The organism is Myxococcus sp. MH1 (genome assembly GCF_059738865.1).
The window spans coordinates 7,861,723-7,880,782 of sequence record NZ_AP026947.1; the positions used below are offsets into that span (position 1 = coordinate 7,861,723).

Annotated in this window: 16 protein-coding genes; 10 read left to right on the forward strand and 6 right to left on the reverse strand. The window is 69.3% G+C overall.

Annotated features, from left to right (window positions below; translation table 11 throughout):
• Positions 1-117 precede the first annotated feature (117 nt).
• A complete protein-coding gene (locus tag AC6JA9_RS30825; protein ID WP_497958262.1) occupies positions 118-5,223 on the forward strand; it encodes a CARDB domain-containing protein in 5,106 nt (1,701 codons plus the stop codon).
• Between the two features lie 62 nt (positions 5,224-5,285).
• Here the strand turns inward: AC6JA9_RS30825 and AC6JA9_RS30830 are convergent, their stop codons facing one another.
• Entirely contained in the window at positions 5,286-5,483 is a 198-nt protein-coding gene (locus AC6JA9_RS30830) for a putative metal-binding motif-containing protein (RefSeq protein ID WP_497958263.1), read from the reverse strand.
• A 425-nt stretch (positions 5,484-5,908) separates the two neighbouring features.
• Positions 5,909-6,817 (reverse strand): hypothetical protein, encoded by a 909-nt coding sequence (locus tag AC6JA9_RS30835; RefSeq protein ID WP_223781956.1) that lies wholly within the window; start codon positions 6,815-6,817, stop codon positions 5,909-5,911.
• A 150-nt stretch (positions 6,818-6,967) separates the two neighbouring features.
• Between AC6JA9_RS30835 and AC6JA9_RS30840 the strand changes: the two genes are divergently transcribed.
• Both AC6JA9_RS30840 and AC6JA9_RS30845 read left to right on the forward strand, forming a co-directional pair.
• Complete coding sequence (locus AC6JA9_RS30840) at positions 6,968-7,708, forward strand: hypothetical protein (protein WP_497958264.1); 741 nt, start codon at positions 6,968-6,970, stop codon at positions 7,706-7,708.
• Positions 7,709-8,806: 1,098 nt separating this feature from the next.
• Positions 8,807-9,940, forward strand: coding sequence for a hypothetical protein (locus AC6JA9_RS30845; protein WP_497958265.1), 1,134 nt, complete (start codon positions 8,807-8,809; stop codon positions 9,938-9,940).
• A 21-nt stretch (positions 9,941-9,961) separates the two neighbouring features.
• Here the strand turns inward: AC6JA9_RS30845 and AC6JA9_RS30850 are convergent, their stop codons facing one another.
• Positions 9,962-11,095 carry a hypothetical protein gene (locus AC6JA9_RS30850; protein ID WP_483578440.1) on the reverse strand — a complete coding sequence of 378 codons (1,134 nt, stop codon included), beginning with the start codon at positions 11,093-11,095 and terminating at the stop codon, positions 9,962-9,964.
• Between the two features lie 324 nt (positions 11,096-11,419).
• On the opposite strand from AC6JA9_RS30850, the gene AC6JA9_RS30855 reads away from it, so the two are divergent.
• Positions 11,420-12,898 (forward strand): hypothetical protein, encoded by a 1,479-nt coding sequence (locus AC6JA9_RS30855; protein WP_483578441.1) that lies wholly within the window; start codon positions 11,420-11,422, stop codon positions 12,896-12,898.
• 574 nt (positions 12,899-13,472) lie between these two features.
• On the opposite strand, the gene AC6JA9_RS30860 is transcribed toward AC6JA9_RS30855, so the two are convergent.
• The gene (locus AC6JA9_RS30860) at positions 13,473-13,952 is read right to left on the reverse strand and encodes a hypothetical protein (RefSeq protein WP_483578442.1); all 480 of its coding nucleotides are present in this window, start codon (positions 13,950-13,952) and stop codon (positions 13,473-13,475) included.
• 162 nt (positions 13,953-14,114) lie between these two features.
• On the opposite strand from AC6JA9_RS30860, the gene AC6JA9_RS30865 reads away from it, so the two are divergent.
• Positions 14,115-14,402, forward strand: coding sequence for an alpha/beta hydrolase family protein (locus AC6JA9_RS30865; protein ID WP_483578443.1), 288 nt, complete (start codon positions 14,115-14,117; stop codon positions 14,400-14,402).
• Between the two features lie 7 nt (positions 14,403-14,409).
• On the forward strand, positions 14,410-14,838 hold the full coding sequence (locus tag AC6JA9_RS30870; protein WP_483578444.1) for a hypothetical protein: 429 nt from the start codon (positions 14,410-14,412) through the stop codon (positions 14,836-14,838).
• A gap of 8 nt (positions 14,839-14,846) precedes the next feature.
• On the opposite strand, the gene AC6JA9_RS30875 is transcribed toward AC6JA9_RS30870, so the two are convergent.
• Together AC6JA9_RS30875 and AC6JA9_RS30880 are read right to left on the reverse strand one after the other, a co-directional pair.
• On the reverse strand, positions 14,847-15,215 hold the full coding sequence (locus tag AC6JA9_RS30875) for a cupin domain-containing protein (RefSeq protein ID WP_267700052.1): 369 nt from the start codon (positions 15,213-15,215) through the stop codon (positions 14,847-14,849).
• A 203-nt stretch (positions 15,216-15,418) separates the two neighbouring features.
• The gene (locus AC6JA9_RS30880) at positions 15,419-15,622 is read right to left on the reverse strand and encodes a cold-shock protein (protein ID WP_046715299.1); all 204 of its coding nucleotides are present in this window, start codon (positions 15,620-15,622) and stop codon (positions 15,419-15,421) included.
• Between the two features lie 351 nt (positions 15,623-15,973).
• On the opposite strand from AC6JA9_RS30880, the gene AC6JA9_RS30885 reads away from it, so the two are divergent.
• Genes AC6JA9_RS30885 through AC6JA9_RS30900 form a run of 4 tightly spaced genes read left to right on the forward strand, consistent with a single transcriptional unit; the run spans position 15,974 to position 19,058 of the window.
• On the forward strand, positions 15,974-16,489 hold the full coding sequence (locus AC6JA9_RS30885; protein ID WP_267700051.1) for a periplasmic heavy metal sensor: 516 nt from the start codon (positions 15,974-15,976) through the stop codon (positions 16,487-16,489).
• Positions 16,490-16,525: 36 nt separating this feature from the next.
• Positions 16,526-16,768 carry a hypothetical protein gene (locus tag AC6JA9_RS30890; protein WP_408889644.1) on the forward strand — a complete coding sequence of 81 codons (243 nt, stop codon included), beginning with the start codon at positions 16,526-16,528 and terminating at the stop codon, positions 16,766-16,768.
• A gap of 14 nt (positions 16,769-16,782) precedes the next feature.
• Complete coding sequence (locus tag AC6JA9_RS30895; protein WP_046715302.1) at positions 16,783-17,463, forward strand: response regulator transcription factor; 681 nt, start codon at positions 16,783-16,785, stop codon at positions 17,461-17,463.
• Positions 17,463-19,058, forward strand: coding sequence for a sensor histidine kinase (locus tag AC6JA9_RS30900; RefSeq protein WP_324289158.1), 1,596 nt, complete (start codon positions 17,463-17,465; stop codon positions 19,056-19,058). The genes AC6JA9_RS30895 and AC6JA9_RS30900 overlap by 1 nt, the downstream gene beginning before the upstream one ends.
• The last annotated feature ends 2 nt before the right edge of the window (positions 19,059-19,060 follow it).

The window sequence follows — 19,060 nt, forward strand, 5'->3', positions numbered from 1 at the left end:
CACCCGCCCTGTTCTCCATGTTTTTCTGTCTTTTCACCTTAGACGCCGCGCACGTAATGGGAGACACGCCCTGGAAGGCCTCGGGGCACCCCATCCGTCGCGGCAAAGGGAGACGACATGAAGAGGGCAGCATGGAGAACGACCGCCAGCAGCGGTCTGCTGATGCTGGGTTTGATGGTCACAGGGAGCACCGGCTGTTCCGGCGGTGATGGGGCGTCACCAGCGACCCACCTGGGCGCCAGCACGGGTTCCCTGGTGAATGGACCGGACCTGGTCATCACCGACATGGTGGTGCCTCCGAGCTTCCGCGCCAGCAACTATCCCTACTCGCAGGCGCCGAAGGCGAAGGTCACCGTCTGCAACCAGGGCACCTCCCACAGCGACTCCACGGAGGTGGGCTTCTACATCTCCATGGACGACGTGCTGACGTCCCGGGGGCCCAGCGCGCCGCCTATCCCCGTCACGGACCAGGCGCAGGTGGGCAACGCCTGGGTGCCGGACCTGTATCCCAGTCAGTGCGCCACGCTCACCGCGGACCTCTGGCCCCACCTGCCGCCGGACGCCAATGGCCTCCAGGGGGCCTACTACTTCGGCGCCCTCGTCGATGAGTTCGAGAACGTGGCGGAGACGCGCGAGGACAACAACGCGTTCATCCACGGCCTGGTCGGCTTCGGCGACAAGTCGGACCTCGTCATCACCGCCATGAAGGTGCCGCCCAGCCTCCACATCGGCTGGCATCCTTCGTCGCAGCCCGTGACGGGCACGGTGACGGTCTGCAACCAGGGCACGCAGGACAGCGGGTCGACGCAGGTGCGGCTGTACCTGTCCATGGACGACGTGCTGACGGCGATGGGCCCCAACGCGCCGCCCAATCCGCCCATGGACCAGTCGCCGCTGGGCTTCGTCCCCGTGCCCTCGCTCTTCGCCGGGCGCTGCGCCACGGTGTCCACCCAGCTCACGCCCCAGCTGCCTCCGGACGCGCAGGGCAACAACGGCGCGTACTACGTGGGCGCCATCGTCGATGAGGACGCGAACGTCCAGGAGCTGCGCGAGGACAACAACACGTTCATCCATGGCCTCGTCGGCGCCGGCAACGGGTCCGACCTGGTCATCACCGCCATGGTGGTGCCGCCCAGTCTGCACAACAGCGGATATCCTTCGTCGCAGCAGCCCAAGGGCTCCGTGACGGTGTGCAACCAGGGCACGCAGCCCAGCGGGCCGACGCAGGTCCGGCTCTATCTCTCCATGGACGACGTGCTGACCGCCATGGGCCCCAACGCGCCGCCGCAGCCCGTCACGGACCAGGCGCCGCTCGGACATGCTCCGGTGCTCTCGCTCTTCCCCTCACAGTGCACCACCGTCTCCACGAACCTCTCGCCCGCGCTGCCTCCGGCGGCGCAGGGCCTCGAGGGCGCGTACTACGTCGGCGGCATCGTCGATGAGCAGGAAGACGAGCAGGAGCTGCGCGAGGACAACAACGCGTTCATCCACGGCCTCGTCGGCTTCGGAGTCCAGGCGGACCTGGTCATCACCCGCATGGAGGTGCCACCCAGCCTGCGCGGCAACAGCTACCCCTCCTCGTCGGCCCCGAAGGCGAAGGTCACCGTCTGCAACCAGGGTACCTCCCACAGCGACGCCACGGAGGTCCGGCTCTACATCTCCATGGACGACCAGCTGACCTCCATGGGCTCCGGCATGCCGCCCTATCCCGTCACCGACCAGGTGTACGCAGGCAGCGCCTGGGTGCCGAACCTCTACCCCACCCAGTGCATCACCGCCGCCGCCGACATCTGGGGCAACCGGCCTCCGGGCGCGCAGGGCCAGGACGGCGCGTTCTTCATCGGCGCCATCGTCGACGAATACGAGAACGTCCAGGAGCTGCGCGAGGACAACAACACGTTCATCCACGGCCTCGTCGGTATCGGCGACAAGCCGGACCTCGTCGTCACCGCGATGACGGTGCCGCCCAGCCTCCGCACCGGCTGGTATCCTTCGTCGCAGCCCGCGACGGGCACGGTGACGGTGTGCAACCAGGGCACGCAGGACAGCGGGTCGACGCAGGTGCGGCTGTACCTGTCCATGGATGACGTGCTGACGGCGATGGGCCCCAACATGCCGCCCTACCCGCCGATGGACCAGTCGCCGCTGGGCTTCGTCCCCGTGCCCTCGCTCTTCCCCGGGCGCTGCGCCACGGTGTCCACCCAGCTCACGCCCCAGCTGCCTCCGGATGCCTCCTACACGGACAGCACCTTCTACGTGGGCGCCATCGTCGACGAGGACTCGAACGTCCAGGAGCTGCGCGAGGACAACAACGCGTTCATCCATGGCCTCGTCGGCGTCGGCAACGGGTCCGACCTGGTCATCACCGGCATGGTGGTGCCGCCGAGCCTCCGCTCCCAGAGCTACCCGTCCCCGCAACCCCAGACAGGCTCGGTGACGGTGTGCAACCAGGGCACGCAGGACAGCGGGTCGACGCAGGTCCGGCTGTACCTGTCCGTCGATGACACGCTGACGGCCATGGGGCCCAATCCGCCGCCCTATCCGCCGATGGACCAGTCCACGCTGGGCTTCGCCACCGTGCCCTCGCTCTACCCCGGACGCTGCGCCACCCTGCCCACCCCGCTCGCGGCCTCGCTGCCTCCGGCGGCCCAGGGCCTCGAGGGCGCGTACTACGTCGGCGGCATCGTCGACGAGCAGGACGACGAGCAGGAGCTGCGCGAGGACAACAACGCGTTCATCCACGGCCTCGTCGGCTTCGGGAACAAGTCCGACCTGGTCATCACCGGCATGGTGGTGCCGCCCAGCCTGAACACCAGCGGCTACCCCTCCTCGCAGCCCCCGAAGGCGAAGGTCACCGTCTGCAACCAGGGCACCTCCCACAGCGACGCCACGGAGGTCCGGCTCTACATCTCCATGGACGACCAGCTGACGCCCATGGGCCCCGGCATGCCGCCCTACCCTGTCATGGACCAGGTGTACGCGGGCAGCGCCTGGGTGCCGAACCTCTACCCCACCCAGTGCATCACCGCCTCCGCCGACATCTGGCCCAACCGGCCTCTGGATGCACAGGGCCAGGACGGCGCGTTCTTCTTCGGCGCCATCGTCGACGAGTACGAGAACGTCCAGGAGCTGCGCGAGGACAACAACGCGTTCATCCACGGCCTCGTCGGCATCGGCGGCAAGCCGGACCTCGTCGTCACCGCCATGAAGGTGCCGCCCAGCCTCCGCACCGGCTGGTCTCCTTCGTCACAGCCCGCGACGGGCACGGTGACGGTCTGCAACCAGGGCACGCAGGACAGCACGTCGACGCAGGTGCGGCTGTACCTGTCCATGGATGACGTGCTGACGGCGATGGGGCCCAACGCGCCGCCCTATCCGCCCATGGACCAGTCACCGCTGGGCTTCGTCCCCGTGCCCTCGCTCTTCCCCGGACACTGCGCCACGGTGTCCACCCAGCTCGCGCCCCAGCCGCCTCCGGACGCGCAGGGCAACAACGGCGCATATTACGTGGGCGCCATCGTCGACGAGGACTCGAACGTCCAGGAGCTGCGCGAGGACAACAACACGTTCATCCATGGCCTCGTCGGCGTCGGCAACGGGTCCGACCTGGTCATCACCGGCATGGTGGTGCCGCCGAGCCTCCGGAACGGTCCTTCTTCTTCCGTGTCGGCCTCGGTGACGGTGTGCAACCAGGGCACGCAGGACAGCGGGTCGACGCAGGTCCGGCTCTACCTCTCCATGGATGACACGCTGACCGCCATGGGACCCAACACGCCGCCCTACCCCGTCATGGACCAGGCGCCGCTCGGAATGGCCCCGGTGCCTTCGCTCTTCGCCGGACGCTGCGCCACCGTGAGCGTCCCGCTCTCCTCCGTGATGCCTCCGGCGGCGCAGGGCCTCGAGGGCGCGTACTACGTCGGCGGCATTGTCGATGAGCAGGAAGACGAGCAGGAGCTGCGCGAGGACAACAACGCGTTCATCCACGGCCTCGTCGGTGTCGGCAACAGGGCCGACCTGGTCATCACCGGCATGGTGGTGCCGCCCAGCCTGCGCACCAGCGGCCCCTCCTCGCCGACCCCGACGGCCTCGGTGACGGTCTGCAACCAGGGTACCTCCCTGAGCGACTCCACGGAGGTCCGGTTCTACATCTCCATGGACGACCAGCTGACCTCCATGGGCCCCAGCATGCCGCCCTATCCCGTCACCGACCAGATGTACGCGGGCAGCGCCTGGGTGCCGAACCTGGCCTCCGGCCACTGCACCACCGTCACCACGGACATCTGGCCCAACCGGCCTCCGGACGCGCAGGGCCAGGACGGCGCGTTCTTCATCGGCGCCATCGTCGACGAGTACGAGAACGTCCAGGAGCTGCGCGAGGACAACAACACGTTCATCCATGGCCTCGTCGGCATCGGCAGCAAGGCGGATCTCGTCATCACCGGCATGAGCGTGCCGCCGAGCTTCCGGTTGGATGGGCCCCCTGCGCAGAACGTGACGGGCACGGTGACGGTGTGCAACCAGGGCACGGAGGTCAGCACGTCGAGCCACGTGCAGCTGTACCTGTCCATGGACGACGCGCTGACGGCGATGGGCGCCAACTCGCCGCCCTATCCGCCGATGGACCAGTCTCCGCTGGGCTACGTCCCCGTGCCCTCGCTCCTCCCTGGGAACTGCACCACCGTGCCCACGCAGCTCACGCCCCATCTGCCTCCGGACGCCTACAACACCGAGGGCGCCTACTACGTGGGCGCCATCGTCGACGAGGACGCGAACGTCCAGGAGCTGCGCGAGGACAACAACATCTTCATCAAGGGGCTCGTGGGCGTCGGCAACAAGGCGGACCTGGTGGTCACCGCGCTGACGGGTCCCTCCTTCGTCCGGATGGGGAACTCCTTCACCGCCACGGTGACGGTCTGCAACCAGGGCACCCAGCCCAGCGACCCGAGCAGCGTGCACCTCTACACCTCGCTCGGCACGGTGCTCACCCCGGACTCGGTGCAGCCCGCGCCGGATCAGGCCCTCCTCGGGGTCGCGAGCCTCAACTCGCTGAACCCGAACAGCTGCAGCACCCAGCCGCTGACCGTGTCGGCCAACCTCCCGCCCGGCGCGATGGGACTGGCCGGCGCCTACCACCTGGGCGCATTCGTGGATGCCACCGAGTCACTGCACGAGCTGCGTGAGGACAACAACACCCGCGTCACCGGGCTCATCGTCACCCCGTAGCCCGCGGCCTTGAAGCACCGCCGGGCATCCCACGACACGGGATGCCCGGCGGAGGGTCTCACTCAGGGCTCATGGCACAAGGGGTCGCCATTGCACGGGTTGGGATTGGGGTTCGTCGGCCCGCCGCAGTACGGGGCGATGTACCCATCGCAGTTGTTGTCGATGGTATCCAGGCAGGACTCCGGCTGGCCCGGGTTGATGGCCGCATTGCTGTCGTGGCAGTCGATGCCGTTGTTCGTGTAGCCCCCGGACGGTTGCACGCGTACTGCCAATGGCCACCGTGCCCGTAGCCGTCCCCGTCCTGGTAGCGAGTGGTACGCCCCCGGCGCGACCCGCGCCACCGACTGCCCGCCCGCGAGCGAACCGCGCTGGGTCCGCGACTCCGACTCCGACGCGTCGATGGGCAGCGTCTCGCCACAACCCATCCCCAATGCCAACAAGGCCGCCCGACACCAGCGGAACCCTGGGGGGCCTGCTGCCACTGTCTGCCTTTCAAGAGCGCCACTCCTGACACACCTCGGCCTTCCTCCCGAGACCGGGGTATCCGTGGGGGAATCAAGACATGGGAGGGCCGGTGACCGTAACCCAAGCATCGACAATGAAACACGGGTGAGCCGTGACACCCGAGCCAGGTGTCAGTCCCCCAGTTCCGAATGACCCGGTGTGGAAGGAGCGCCGAGGCGCGCTACTGGGCCGAGAGGACTTCCGGAGGGATGGGCTCCAGCGGCACCATGACGAAGCGCTGCGCGGAGTCCACGGAGACCACGCCCTTGGCAAGGGTGGCCATCTCCCCCGCGACGCGGCGCCAGCGGCCCTCCTCGACGAGGAACTCGCCGCGCCCCACATAGGACATCTCCATGGTGGCGGGGATGGGTTTGGCCAGCGCGGGGTTCTCGTAGCGGCCGGCGTGGCGCTCCGCGACGGTGAAGTCGATGACGGCCACCGTGGTGCCCTCGGCCTCGCGCTCCAGGGACACCAGCTCCACGCGGTTGATGGCGTCACTCTCGCCGTTCCAGTTCTTCCCCATGTCGACCAGGTCGGCGCTGTGGGTCCACACGTCGCCCACGGACACCGGGCGCGACGGCAGCTCCACCATGAAGGCCACCAGGTTGCGGTGCTCGCGCTTCAAGTCGCTGGTGACCAGCCCCGAGGGCGTGAGGGTGGCCCGAATCTGCACGCCGCCCTCCATGGCCTTCAGCTGCCGGGCCAGCTCCTTGGCCTCCTTCGACGCGCGCTTCGTCTTGGGAATCTCCATCTTCGTCACCACCACCCGCGCGGCCACGTCACCCGAGGGCTTCGGGGACAGCACGAGCGCCATGGCGGACTGGGTCGGCTGCGCCATCTCGAACAGCTTCTTGCGCTTGCCGGCGGGCTCGCCCCGCAGCCGGACGCCGGAGATGTCCACCTTCATGGTGCTCGACTTCGGGGACATCGTGTCCATCGTGTACGAATAGCCGAGCGAGGACGGCGGCACCTTCCAGCGGAGCGTCACCGGCGCGCTCCCCCCGGTCGGCGACGCCGCGACGGCCCACCCTGGCACCAGCATGGACAGGGCGACCAGCAACGTGACGCGGCATTCCAGAGACCTGGGCATGACACCATCATCAAGCGTGCGCGGGTGTTTTCGATAGTCCCCGCCCGCCACGAGCCTCGCCGCCGTCTGGCACTGGCATTGCTTTATCGTGAGGGGCGCGGTCCCGTGGCCACGCTCGCCCGTCATTCCCCCAACCCGCATGAGGCCGCAATGCCACGCCGTGGCAGTCTCGCCACCCTGCTCCTGGGCCTGGCCGTGTCGTGTCCGCTCCAGCCGGCGCCCCCACTCGCCCCCCGCGTCGTCCTGTGGGCGTGGGAGCGCCCCGAGGACTTGAGCTTCCTCGAGAATCCCTCCGTCGAGGTGTCCGTCCTCCTGGCGACGCTGGAACTGCGCGCGTCGCGATGGCGCACCCACTCGCGCCAACAGCCCATCCGGCTTCCGACCGGAAAGCGCCCTCGCGGCACCATCCGCCTGGAGATGCGCGACGGCGCCTCACTGGCGCACTACTCGCCCGCCCAGCTGCGCGGGGTGGCCCAGCGCCTGGTCGACCTGGCCCGCCCCCGGGACGTGTCCATGCTCCAGATCGACTTCGACGCCCGCGAGTCGGAGCAGGCGGCGTATCTGGCGTTGCTGCGCCAGACGCGCGAGCTGCTGGGCGCCTCGCGTCCCTTGTCCATCACCGGGCTCGCCTCGTGGTGCACGCAGGGGAGCTGGTTGGAGCAGGCCCCCGTGGACGAGGTCGTCCCCCAGCTGTTCCGCATGGGCCCGGAGGGGCCCACGTGGCGCGCCCGGTTCGCGCGCGGCGGCGCGGCGCCGTGTGGCCGAAGCGTGGGCCTCGCGCTCGACGAGCGACACCGCGCGCCCTCCGGCGTGGACACGCTCTACCTCTTCAACCCCCGCCCCTGGACGTCGGAGTCGCTCGCCCAGGCCCTGAAGGACCTGACGCCATGAAGCCCCTCCTCGCGCTCTGCCTGTAGCTCCTCCTGTCGTGGCCCGCCGCTCCGGCCGAGGCATGTGGTCCCGGGGGTGATCAGGCCAGCATGTACTCGCATCCCGACGCCCCCTTCGAGCGCTTCGCCGCGGGGCACCTGGAGATGCTCGCGGGCACACACCACCCCATGCACCTCGCCTATGCGTGGCGTTGGATGATGGGGGTGCCCACCACACCCGAGGAACAGCGCGCGGTGGTGGACACCTGGAAGCGCATGGAAGGCGAGCTGGAGCGCGGTGACACCTCGAAGGAGCAGGGTGTCTGGAACGAGGCCAGGTCGCTGGCCCTGCACTCCCTCGGCCTGGACTCCGCGAGACTCACATCCCCCCGCTCCGACATCCCGGAGGAGGAACGTCACATCCACGGCGACGCGTTCGAGCGCGCCGCGGAGACCGTGGGGACCTTGTCCCGGCTGTGGCGAAAGCACCCGGCGCTGCTGCTCGAGTGGGTCGACGCCCAGAACGCAATCTTCGCGGGCTCCTGCCAGCCCTTGCCCGCGCTGAGCGCCGGGGACCTCGATGACGTCGGGCGCCCCGTTAAACCCTCCGCGTCGGTGCAGGCCCGCCGGCAGGCCGAGCGCGACTACCAGGTCGCCGCCTCGCACCTGTATTGCAGCCGCTTCGACGAGGCCCTCGCCGCGTTCCAGGCCATCGAGGGACACCGCGACACCCCCTACCGGACCCGCGCCGCGTATCTCGTGGCCCGCACGCAGGTGCGCCGGGCCCTCAAGGAGCACAGCCCCTGGGGCAGCGGACGGCCCGAGGAGCAAGCCCGCTTCATGGCTCGCCTCGACGAGGCGGATGCGACCATCACCCGCATCCTCGCGAGGCCTCGACTGCGCGCCGTCCATGCGCAGACCCGGCGCCTGCGCAGCCTCGTCCGCTCCCGCACGCAACGCGAGGCGTGGGCCTGCACGCTGCCGACGCTCGTGCTCCAGCCCGGCACGGGGTCCGCGCTCGCGGCGGAGCTGGGCGACTTCGACCTGTCGTTCGAGCCGGGTCGCAAGTGTCCGTCGAGCCCCGCGCCCCCCCCAGGAGCTGCTCCAGTGGATTCACGTCATGCAGCAGGCCGCCGAGACCTGGCCCCCGGAGCAGGAGCAGCAGAAGCGGGAGGCCTATGTCGTGGCGCTCGCGAGATGGAAGCAGACCCACCTCGCCCCCTGGCTCGTCGCCGCGATGCTCAAGGCGCGGGGAGACTCTCCGGAGGTGGACGCGCTGCTCGTCGCGGCGGCCCGGGTGCCCCTCTCCGCCCCCCAAGGGCTGACCCTCGCGCTGCACAGCGTGAGGCTGCTGCGGGAGCAGCGATTGCTGGACGCGGCACGCGCGCGCCTGGCCGCCGTGCCACTCGAGCAGGTGCGGGCACGTCCCACGAGCAACAAGTTCGTCCACGCTGAGCGGCTCCTGCTCGCCACGAGCTGGGAGGCCTTCCTGGGCATCGCCCTGGAGCGCGTCGCCGAGGAAGCACCGTGGACCCGCCCCACCCTGGCCGACGGTCGCCTGGAGCAGCCCGCGGCCTTCAGCTACGCGGCGCTCTCCCTCCTCAACACGCCCATCACCGCGCGTCGCCTGGTCGCGCTGAGCTCTGACGAGCGGGTGCCCCCGGCCCATCGCCAGCAACTGCGATGGACCGCCTTCGTGCGAGCCGCCATCCTGGGCGATGATGAGACCCTCCAGGCCCTGGCGACAATGCTGGCCGAGTCGGAGCCCACCGCCCGGAGCGAGCTGCGCGCGATGCTCGGCAGGACGACCGTCGAGGAGCGGATGTTCGAGGCGCGGCTGCTCGTGATGGGGCTGCCCGTGCTCTCGGTCACCCTGGTGACCGACCCGAGGCGCATCTGGCACCCCGGCCTCACCACCTTCACCTCCGGGAAGGACAACTGGTGGTGCACACTGTACCCGGTGCAGGCGACACCGTTCTCCTTCGTGAGTGAGGAGGAGCGCGTGACGGCGGTCTCGGAATGGCAACGGATTGTCGAGGCGGGGAGCGCCGTGGTGTACTTCTCGAAGGTCGCGCTCGCATGGGCCAAGGAGCACCCGAAGGACCCTCGCTCGCCCATCGCCCTGTACCGCGCCGTGCGCGCCAGCAAGCGGGTCTGCAACCAGAACACCCCCGAGGCCATGGCCGCCTTCCGCCATCTGCACCGGCACTACGGCAAGAGCACCTGGGCCCAGCAGGTGCCCTATGTCTATTAGCGCCCCGTCACGGCCGGTCCGTCACTGAATCGTGGAGTTGGTGACGGTGATGGGCGTGTCCGAGTGATTCGAAATCTGGGGGTGCGTCACGTACCAGGAGCCGCCCAGGTTGTTCTGGATGACCGAGCGGTCGATGCGGATGTCGCCCGAGTGGTCATTGCTGACGAAGAAGATGGCGCTGCCGTGCGCGTTGACCTCGTTGTGCTCGATTCGCGTGCCGCACAGAGACAGCGTCATCCTGTTACCGTCGTTGTAGATGGCGCCGCCGCTGCCGCCACCCGGCGTCCCCGGACGCGAGGGATTGGCGCCGTTGCCGATGGCCCGGTTGTGGGAGAACAGGCTGTTGATGACGGTCCATGACACGCCGATGCTGCTGATGCCGCCGCCGTTCGAGCAGGCCCCGCCATAGCCCGCCTTGCCTCCGAAGGTCGTGTTCACCACGTACACGGGCAAGTCATTGTACTGGTCGAACACCCGCAGCGCGGCGCCGCCCACGTCGGGGCCGACATCCGCGCATGCGTTGTTGAAGAAGCGGGAGTTGATGACCTTCACGCGGCCACCGCGAACCCAGACCGCGCCGCCGCCGTCGAACTCCGTCTCGCTCTTGGAGCTGGCGTCGATGAAGGTGAGGTTCTGGAGCGTCAGCCGGGGGTGGTCCTGGTTGTCGCAGTGCGCGGTGGTCCAGACCTGATTCCTGTCACAGGTGTTCATGTACAGGATGCGGTGCCGGCCCGCGCCGCTGAGCGTCACCAATCCCTTTCCGTCGATGACGATGTCCGGCCCCTTGTCGTTGAAGACCTTCGCCGTCCGGTCGAGCGTGAGCGTCACCGGCTCCGGCCCACAGTCGAAGGTGATGACGCCGCCCTTGGCCACGGCGTCGATGAAGGCGGCGCTCGTGCAGCTCGCGGGCGTGCCCGTGCCGACGACGGTGGTGGGCCTGGAGACATCCGCGAGCCCCGCCTCCGCGGGCACGCCGCAGGTGGCCTCCGCGTTCGGGTTGCCGGCCGGGGGGCCGTCCTTGGGATTGGTCAACGGGTTTGGGACATCCACGCCGGGTTCATCATCGCTCGAGCAGCCCGGCGCGACGATGAGCGCGACGCCCAAGCCGAGCACCGCGCAGCGAGCAGACCATCGATGACGCCTCTTCGGATGCATGGGGTCTCCAGGAGGCGGCTGAGGGGCCACGCCTCGGCGCGAGGATACCCACCGCGCCCCCCTGCTGAAAGCGCCGTCTCCGGAAGGACGGAGCCCGCGTGGGGAAACGCAGGCGACGCATGGATGTATCGACGGGGCCAGGAATGATTGCACCGCGAAGGTCCGCGCCGAGCCTCCAGAGGCGCTCGTGTTACCGAGTTACTGGAGCAAACCCAATCCTTGGAGAGGTGGTCCTCGATGATGTCACTGCTGAGCAGGTCGACCCTGCGGGGGGCGACGTGTGCCCTCTGTCTGCTGGGATGCGGAGGCGGGCAGTCCGACGCCGTGAAGACGTCTTCGTCCCAGGCGCCGCTCGCCGAGGACGAGGTGCTGGTGACGAGCACCACGCGCTTCCACACCTCGGTGGGCATCGCGGAGCGCCTGGAGGACCTGTCAGCGGATCCTCCGGAAATCCATCTCCAGACGGGCACGTCGTTCACCCGCATCACCGGCGCTCCCGTGGCGGGCGGGTGGCGCTTCACGGGTGTGCCCAGGACGGAGTACTCCCTGCGCAAGGACTCGAGCACCCGGACCAGCCTCCTCACGTCCGCCCGCCACGTGGACATCGGCACCCACCGCATCGGGCGCGTGGATGCGGTGTATCCGAGCGTCGACTGGGTCCCCGTTCAGCTCGACGTGCGCAACCTCTCTCCCTGGCGTCGCCCGAGCGGCACGTATCAGCCCGGCTCCAGCCTTCAGGCGGTGGCCATGGACGTGGACCTGCTCGGGGACCTGCTCGTTCCGGAGGAGACGACGCCCGAGGGAGCGACCTCCATCGTCACCGACGAGGCCGTCCTGCTCTCCTACAACCGGATGGGCATCCCCGCCTTCCAGTCGAGCGCCGGGGACCGGATGTATGTCCATCAGCTCGGGGAGTTCATCGCGGGTGGGATGCCCGATGGGACGCGGGTGGGCTATTCCGCCGTCGAGCGCTCCGTGCACCTGCCGCCGCTCGACTTCGTGCCGGCCTGGGAGACAACGCCCCTGAGCGTCGACGCGGAACTCCAGCCGCTGGCGCTCCAGGAGTTCCCGCTCGACTGGCGTCTGTCCGAGTTCGCGCGTCAGGCCGTTCAGGTCCACCCGCGCGCGCTCCCGGGCACCGTCTGGTTCGAGGTCCATCCCACGCCCCACACCTCCGCGGAGCAATGGATGGGCGACGCCCAGCCGCTGCTCCGGCTGATCCTGCCCCGAGGGACTGCTTCGGACTTCGCGTCCCAGCTGCGGTTCGGCAATCCGTACCCCTCGGACTGGGATGTGGTCGGGAGGGTCAACTACAGCACCGTCTTCGCCACACAGATGCCGGGCAATCCCGCGCGCACCGTCAACCTGTTGGGAGGCTATACCGCCGTCGAGAAGCTCGAGGACCTGGCCTCCGGCCCCATCGTCCCCAAGCTGTCTCCCCCCCGCTCCCTGCGCATCGATTGGAAGTCGGCCAGTACGCCGCACGAAGTGAGCTCGGTCCATCCCTTGATTTCGTGGCGCCCGCCGGCCGTCGGAACGCCCACGGCCTATCAAGTGATTGTCCGACAGTTCTTTCCACAGGTCGGAGCGTTCGTGAGCATGGGCGCCATCAACGTGCCCGGTTCCATCCAGGAGCTGCGTGTGCCGCTCGACATGCTGGCCCCAGGCTCCCACTTCTATGTGAGCGTGCTTGCCATCGACGCGCCCCACTGGGACGTCGAGCACGCGCCGCTCGCCACACAAGAGCGGGCGCCCTACCGCGCCGCCATGACCTACAGCTCCATCTTCACCGTGGCGCCTTGAAGGCACCCGACGGGCGGCGGACAGTGCCGCCTCCGCCCTGTCGAGGTCATCCCGGGCCCTCCTGGTGACGCCCCATGAGAGCCATTGCCCTCCTCACCGTCCTGCCCGCCCTGGCGCTGGCCGGCCCTCGCCCGGAAGCATCCCGGCAACCCGCCGCGCCGAAGCGCTACACCGCCAAGCAGTTCATGGAGACGACCACGGTGCTCGGCGCGTCGTTCTACGCGGATGAGCAGCGGGTGCTGTATTCGTCGGACCAGACCGGGGTCTTCAATGTCTTCTCCATGTCGGTGAAGGGTGGCAAGCCCACGCAGCTCACCCACGCCACCAAGGATGCCACCCTCGCCGTCGGCTACTTCCCCAACGAGGACCGGGTCCTCCTCACCCGGGACTCGGGAGGCAACGAGCAGCACCACCTCTACGTGCGCACACCCGATGGGCAGGAGCAGGACCTCACGCCGGGCGACAAGCATCGCGCCACGTTCTTCGGATGGAGCCACGACGACGCGGCCTTCCACGTCCTCACCCACGAGCGCGACGCGCGCTTCCAGGACCTCTACCGCTACGACGCGAGGACCTATGCGCGCACGCGGCTGCACGAGGGGGACGGCGAGCACGTGCCCGCGGCCCTCTCACCCGACGGGAAGTGGTTGGCATTGGAGAAGTCCCGGACGCTGTCCGACAGCGACGTATCCCTGCTCGAGCTGGCCACGGGGAAGCTGCAGCACCTCACGGCGCATGCGGGCAACGCCACCTGGAAGGCGGCGACCAGCGACCCGACCTCCTCCTCGCTGTACCTGCTCACCAACGAGGGCTCCGAGTTCATACGCGTGGAGCGCCATGTGCTCGCCACCGGCCAGCGCGAGCATGTGGATGCGCCCGCCTGGGACATGCTCTCCACGACGTTCTCGAAGCGCGGCGCGCTGCGCGTCACCCGCGTCAACGAGGATGGGAAGACCACGCTCCAGGTCCACGACCTGAAGACAGGCACGCCTCGCGCGCTCCCGGCGCTGCCCTCGGGCACCATCTCGGAGGTGGCGCTGTCGGTGCGCTTCAAGTCCTTCGATGGACTGGAGATTCCCGCGCTGCTCTACAAGCCCCATCAGGCGAGCGCGAAACAGAAGGCCCCCGCCATCGTCTTCGTCCATGGGGGACCGGGCGGGCAGTCCGCGAAGGGATACACTACCAGGAGCTGGGCAATCCCCAGCCCCAGGCGGCGATGCTGCGGGAGATTTCTCCGCGGTTCCACACGGAGAAGATTCGCAAGCCCCTGCTCGTCATCCAGGGTGCCCAGGCCCCCCGCGTACCCAAGGCCCGGACGGACGAACTCGTGGAGGGCGTGCGCAAGAACGGCGTGCCCGTGGACTACTTCGTCCTCCCCGACGACGGTCACGGCTTCAGCAGCAAGAAGAGCGAGGCGGAGACGTCCGCCCGAATCCTCTCCCTCCTGGAGCAGCACCTCCGAAGAAGCGGTGCACGACCAGGAAGCGAGGCTGCTTCCGAATAGACAGGGGATGACCCTCTCGCGCCGAGCCCTCACCGCCTGCGTACCGCTGCTCTGCGCGGGCTGCGTCACGCCCTATCAGCCGATGACGGGCTCGGGCGGCTATCACGACATGGAGGTGGCCCCGGGCGTCATCCAGATTGAGGTGCGCGGCAATCCGCAGACACACCTGGGCACGCTGCAAGGCTACTTCCACCGGCGGGCCGCGGAGCTCTGTGGGGGGCGCGAGTACGACTGGTCCTTCGACACGGGGAGCCAGGGCGGGCCGCTCCTTTTCGTCGGGAAGAGCTCCAGTACGTCCGTCATCGTCACGGATTCGCCCGTGAACCGGCGGCACTGGGTGAAGGGCACCATCCAGTGCGGCGACGCCGCGCGGGCGAGCTCGGACGTCGCGCTGGAGGCGGCGGTGCCCCTCGAGGAGGCCCCGCCAGGCCCCTGAGCCCTCCGTCACGCCTTCGCGGGCTTCTGCTCGTGCGCGCCCTCGTCGCGGCCATGCACGGCGGCCGGAGGGCTGGTGGCCTCCACCGCGGAGAACGTCTCCAGGATTTTGTATGTGTGGCTGGCGCCGCGCGGCACGAGCCACGAGTCACCGGGGTTGAGCAGGATGAGCTGCCCCTCCAAATGCAGCTCCGCGCGGCCCTTCAGTACGAAGCCCACCGTCTCGTAGTCACGCGGCGCGGCGGGCTTGGGCTCCCCTGGCGGCTCGTCCTCCCACAGCCGCATGGACAGCCGCACGCCGGAGGCCAGGTACTTCTGCCCCATCTCTCCCCGGGGCGAGTGCCGGCTCTCCACCTTCTTCACGCTGGTATCCCCCATGGCTCGCGTCCCCTTCGCCCTCGGGCGTCTGGCGGCGGATGCGCCGCGCGTTCCCGTCGAAGGTAAGCCCCGACGCCCGGCCCGACGCGGCTGGCGCCCACGCCCGCCTGCCCCGCGGCCCTGAGCCCGCAAAGACGAAGGCCCAGCCTCCCCTAGGGAAGACCGGGCCTCGGGCTCACTCAAGGGTGGCCAGGATGACGCGATTAGCCCGCCGCGCGGACGTTCTGGGCCTGCAGCCCCTTGGGGCCACGGGTCACCTCGAACTCCACCTTCTGCCCCTCCTGCAGGGTGCGGAAGCCATCCATGTTGATGGCGGTGTGGTGGCAGAACACGTCCTCACCGCTGTCCTGCGCGATGAAGCCGAAACCCTTGGCGTCGTTGAACCACTTCACAGTACCGAATGCCATGTGACCTTCTTCTTTCTGCTAGACGGCGACCCGGGACCAGCCGGACCGCCAGTGCGGGGCGGACATCGCTCCGACACTGAAGCGAGAATCTACCTCAAGGACCGTTTTGTCCACCCGACCCCCACCCAGCGGGCAGGCGGTCGTCGGCCAGAGGACAGTCCCAGGGGCTGAAAATCGCTCCAGAGGTCAACAGGCCACATTCGCCCCTTCATCCCGGGACGGTGCGAAAGCCCTTCACGTTTCTTCACGGGGCCCCGGGCGTTGGCTTCACACCCGCCCTCTACCTTCCTGCCCATCCAAGACGGAGGCGCGCCATCCCGGCCCGCTCCGCTGGGAAGGAGCAGGACCTTCATGTTCGGATTTCTGTTCGGCTCGGCCTGTCTGGCCGGCCTCATCTACACCGTGCGGGGTGGCCGAGGCTGGCGCCAGCATGGACCTCGGCGGGGAGGTCGCTTCGGCTGGCGGATGCGCCTGCGCTGGCTGTTCGAGCGGCTGGAGACCTCTCCGGGCCAGGAGAAGGTCATCGTCCAGGCGACCGAGGAGCTCACCGAGGCCTTCGACAAGCTGCGTGACGAGGTGCGCCCCAGCCGCGCCGCGATTGGCACCGCGCTCAGGGGGGAGCACTTCGACGGCGCCGCGCTGCGGGAGCTCTTCGCCCGCCACGACGTCGCGGTGGACAACGCGCGCAAGACGCTCCAGGGCGCGCTGTCGCAGGTGCACGAGGCACTGGACCCGCGCCAGCGCCGTGAGCTGGCGGACGTGCTCGAGCACGGCTGGGGCCATGGCCACGGCGCGGGCCCCGGGTGGCACGGGCGCCGCTGCGGCGGGCACCAGGGCTGGCGAGGCGATGACCACCCGATGGTCTGAAACCCTCTCACACACGAATCGAGGAACCCCATGTTCATGATGCGACCCCGCCGCGGCATCCTCATCGTCGTCCTCACCCTGGGAGTCATCGGAGGCTTCATCTCCGGCTTCCAGAGCCTCTCGCGCCACCACGGTCCCTGTCCCGGCGACAGGGGCGCGGAGCGCTGGGGACGTCGAGCGCCTGCGGCCAACGGGCCCGAGTGCCCCCCGGACGCCACCGCGACCGCCGGCTCGCCGTCCTCCACCACGACCCAGGCTCCAGCGCCCGGGCCGCGTTAGTATCGACTCCGTCCATGTCCACACGCGTCCTGCTCATCGACGATGACACCCGCATGTATGAACTGCTCGCGCAGTACCTCGGGCAGAACGGCGTCAGTGTGACGCATGCCCCGGATGGGGGGCGGGGGCTCGCCGCGCTGGAGGCCAGTGCCTACGACGCGGTGCTGCTGGACGTGATGATGCCGGGCATGGACGGCCTCGAGGTGTGCAAGCGCATCCGCGCCAAGAGCCGCATCCCCGTCGTCATGCTCACCGCGAAGGGTGACGAGACGGACCGCGTGGTGGGGTTGGAGCTGGGCGCGGACGATTATCTTCCCAAGCCCTTCAGTCCCCGGGAGCTGCTGGCGCGCTTGAGGGCGGTGCTGCGGCGCTCGCAGCCGTCGGCGGTGGCGGACCGGTTGGAGGCGGGCGGATTGTCCATCGACGTGGCCGGGCGCGAGGTGCGAGCGGAGGGCAAGCTGGTGGACCTGACGGGGCTGGAGTTCGACCTGCTGGTGGCGCTGGTGCGCCGCGCGGGCCGCGTCATCCCCCGGGACGCGCTGCTGGGTGAGGCGGGGCGCAGCGACACGGTGGTGGGCGAGCGCACGGTCGACGTGCACATCTCCCACTTGAGGCAGAAGCTGGGCGACATCGGCACGCGGCTCATCAAGACGGTGCGCGGCGTGGGCTACGTCTTCGCCAAAGAGGGCCTCTGATGGGCCACCGGGACGACAAGGGTGGCAAGGGCGAGCCGAGGCGCTCCTCCCCCTGGCGCCGCGACGACTGCGGCCCGTGGGACTTGAGCTGCGAGGAGGCCGAGGAGTTCTCACGCTGGCTCCACCGCGAGGAGGAGGAGGCACGGGCCCAGGGACAAGGTGGACAGTGGGCGAACGACGACTCCTCGTCGGACAAGCGTCCGGGCTGGGGACGACGTTCCGGGGGTTGGGGGAAGCATCCCCGGCACGAGCACATCGAGCGGTGGCGGCGACACCATCAGGCGCGATGGAGTCACTGGCGCATGAGCCGGTTGGGCCACTTCGTGCGTTCCCGGCTGCACCGGCGCCTGTTCATGTGGTTCGGGTTGACCATCTCCCTGACGGGCCTGGTCGTGGGCCTGGTGTTCAACATCGTCGGAGGCACCACCTGGAAGCAGGAGATGGTCCGGCTCAAGAACTTCGCGAGCCACCGCTTCGAGGAGGTCTGGGACGAGCCCGCGCGCAGGGAGGCGCTGGCGCAGTCGGTGGCGCGGGACCTGGACATCGACGTGGAGCTGAAGGACGCGTCGGGCAAGCTGCTCGTGCTGGCCGGAGGGCTGTGCAACAGCACCGAGATGTCCCTCCCGGTGGTGCGCGGAGACACCACGCTGGGGCAGGTGCGGCTGTGCTACGGGAGCGAGCGCGCCAAGAACAAGATGAAGTTGATCCTCCCGCTGGTCGCCGCGTGCCTCATGCTGTGGATGGCCTCGGGGAAGATGGCGCGCAGGCTGGCCAAGCCCGTGGATGCGCTGGTGCAGGCCACCAAGGCGCTGGGCGCCGGACGGCTCGACGCTCGCGCCGAGGTCCTCCCCCACGCGACGGGTGAGTTCACCGTGCTGGCGGTCGCCTTCAACGACATGGCGGGGCGCATCGAGAAGCAGGTGGCGGACCAGCGCGAGCTGCTCGCGGCGGTGTCGCACGAGCTGCGCACGCCGCTGGCGCGGATGCGCGTGCTGACGGAGCTGTTGCGCGACGGCGGCGGGAATCCCAAGACGCTGGACCAGGTGGACCGCGAGGTGGTGGAGCTGGACGCGCTGGTGGGCGAGCTGCTGGCGAGCTCGCGGCTGGACTTCGGACAGCTCACGCCCCGGGTACTGGATGGGCGCACGCTGGCGAGTCAGGCGCTGGAGCGCGCGGGGCTGCCGCCCGAGCTGCTCGACTCGGAGCTGCCGGAGGCGGTGCTGGTGGGCGACGCGACGCTGCTGGGGCGCGCGCTGGTCAACCTGCTGGACAACGCGCGCAAGCACGGCGGCGGCGCGAGCACGCTGCGGGTGGAGGAGCGCGAGGAGGACATGTGCTTCTGCGTGGAGGACCGGGGTCCGGGGCTCCTCCAGGGTGAGGAGGAGCGCATCTTCCAGCCCTTCTACCGGAAGGACCGGGGCGGCGAGGCCCGCGAGGCGGGCTCACTGGGACTGGGGCTCGCGCTGGTGCAGCGCATCGCGAAGGCCCACGGTGGCGAGACGTTCGCGGAGAACCGCGAGGGCGGTGGCGCCCGCGTGGGCTTCACGGTGAAGAAGGCGGGGCCGCCGGGCTCGCTGGAGCAGCCCGCGGCGTAGGC

Excerpts from the sequence above, each read along its gene's own strand:
- AC6JA9_RS30825 (WP_497958262.1), top strand. The coding sequence starts at position 118 with ATGAAGAGGGCAGCATGGAGAACGACCGCCAGCAGCGGTCTGCTGATG.
- AC6JA9_RS30835 (WP_223781956.1), bottom strand. The coding sequence starts at position 6,817 with ATGCCCAGGTCTCTGGAATGCCGCGTCACGTTGCTGGTCGCCCTGTCC.
- AC6JA9_RS30840 (WP_497958264.1), top strand. The coding sequence starts at position 6,968 with ATGCCACGCCGTGGCAGTCTCGCCACCCTGCTCCTGGGCCTGGCCGTG.
- AC6JA9_RS30845 (WP_497958265.1), top strand. The coding sequence starts at position 8,807 with ATGCAGCAGGCCGCCGAGACCTGGCCCCCGGAGCAGGAGCAGCAGAAG.
- AC6JA9_RS30850 (WP_483578440.1), bottom strand. The coding sequence starts at position 11,095 with ATGCATCCGAAGAGGCGTCATCGATGGTCTGCTCGCTGCGCGGTGCTC.
- AC6JA9_RS30865 (WP_483578443.1), top strand. The coding sequence starts at position 14,115 with ATGCTGCGGGAGATTTCTCCGCGGTTCCACACGGAGAAGATTCGCAAG.
- AC6JA9_RS30870 (WP_483578444.1), top strand. The coding sequence starts at position 14,410 with ATGACCCTCTCGCGCCGAGCCCTCACCGCCTGCGTACCGCTGCTCTGC.
- AC6JA9_RS30875 (WP_267700052.1), bottom strand. The coding sequence starts at position 15,215 with ATGGGGGATACCAGCGTGAAGAAGGTGGAGAGCCGGCACTCGCCCCGG.
- AC6JA9_RS30880 (WP_046715299.1), bottom strand. The coding sequence starts at position 15,622 with ATGGCATTCGGTACTGTGAAGTGGTTCAACGACGCCAAGGGTTTCGGC.
- AC6JA9_RS30885 (WP_267700051.1), top strand. The coding sequence starts at position 15,974 with ATGTTCGGATTTCTGTTCGGCTCGGCCTGTCTGGCCGGCCTCATCTAC.
- AC6JA9_RS30890 (WP_408889644.1), top strand. The coding sequence starts at position 16,526 with ATGATGCGACCCCGCCGCGGCATCCTCATCGTCGTCCTCACCCTGGGA.
- AC6JA9_RS30895 (WP_046715302.1), top strand. The coding sequence starts at position 16,783 with ATGTCCACACGCGTCCTGCTCATCGACGATGACACCCGCATGTATGAA.
- AC6JA9_RS30900 (WP_324289158.1), top strand. The coding sequence starts at position 17,463 with ATGGGCCACCGGGACGACAAGGGTGGCAAGGGCGAGCCGAGGCGCTCC.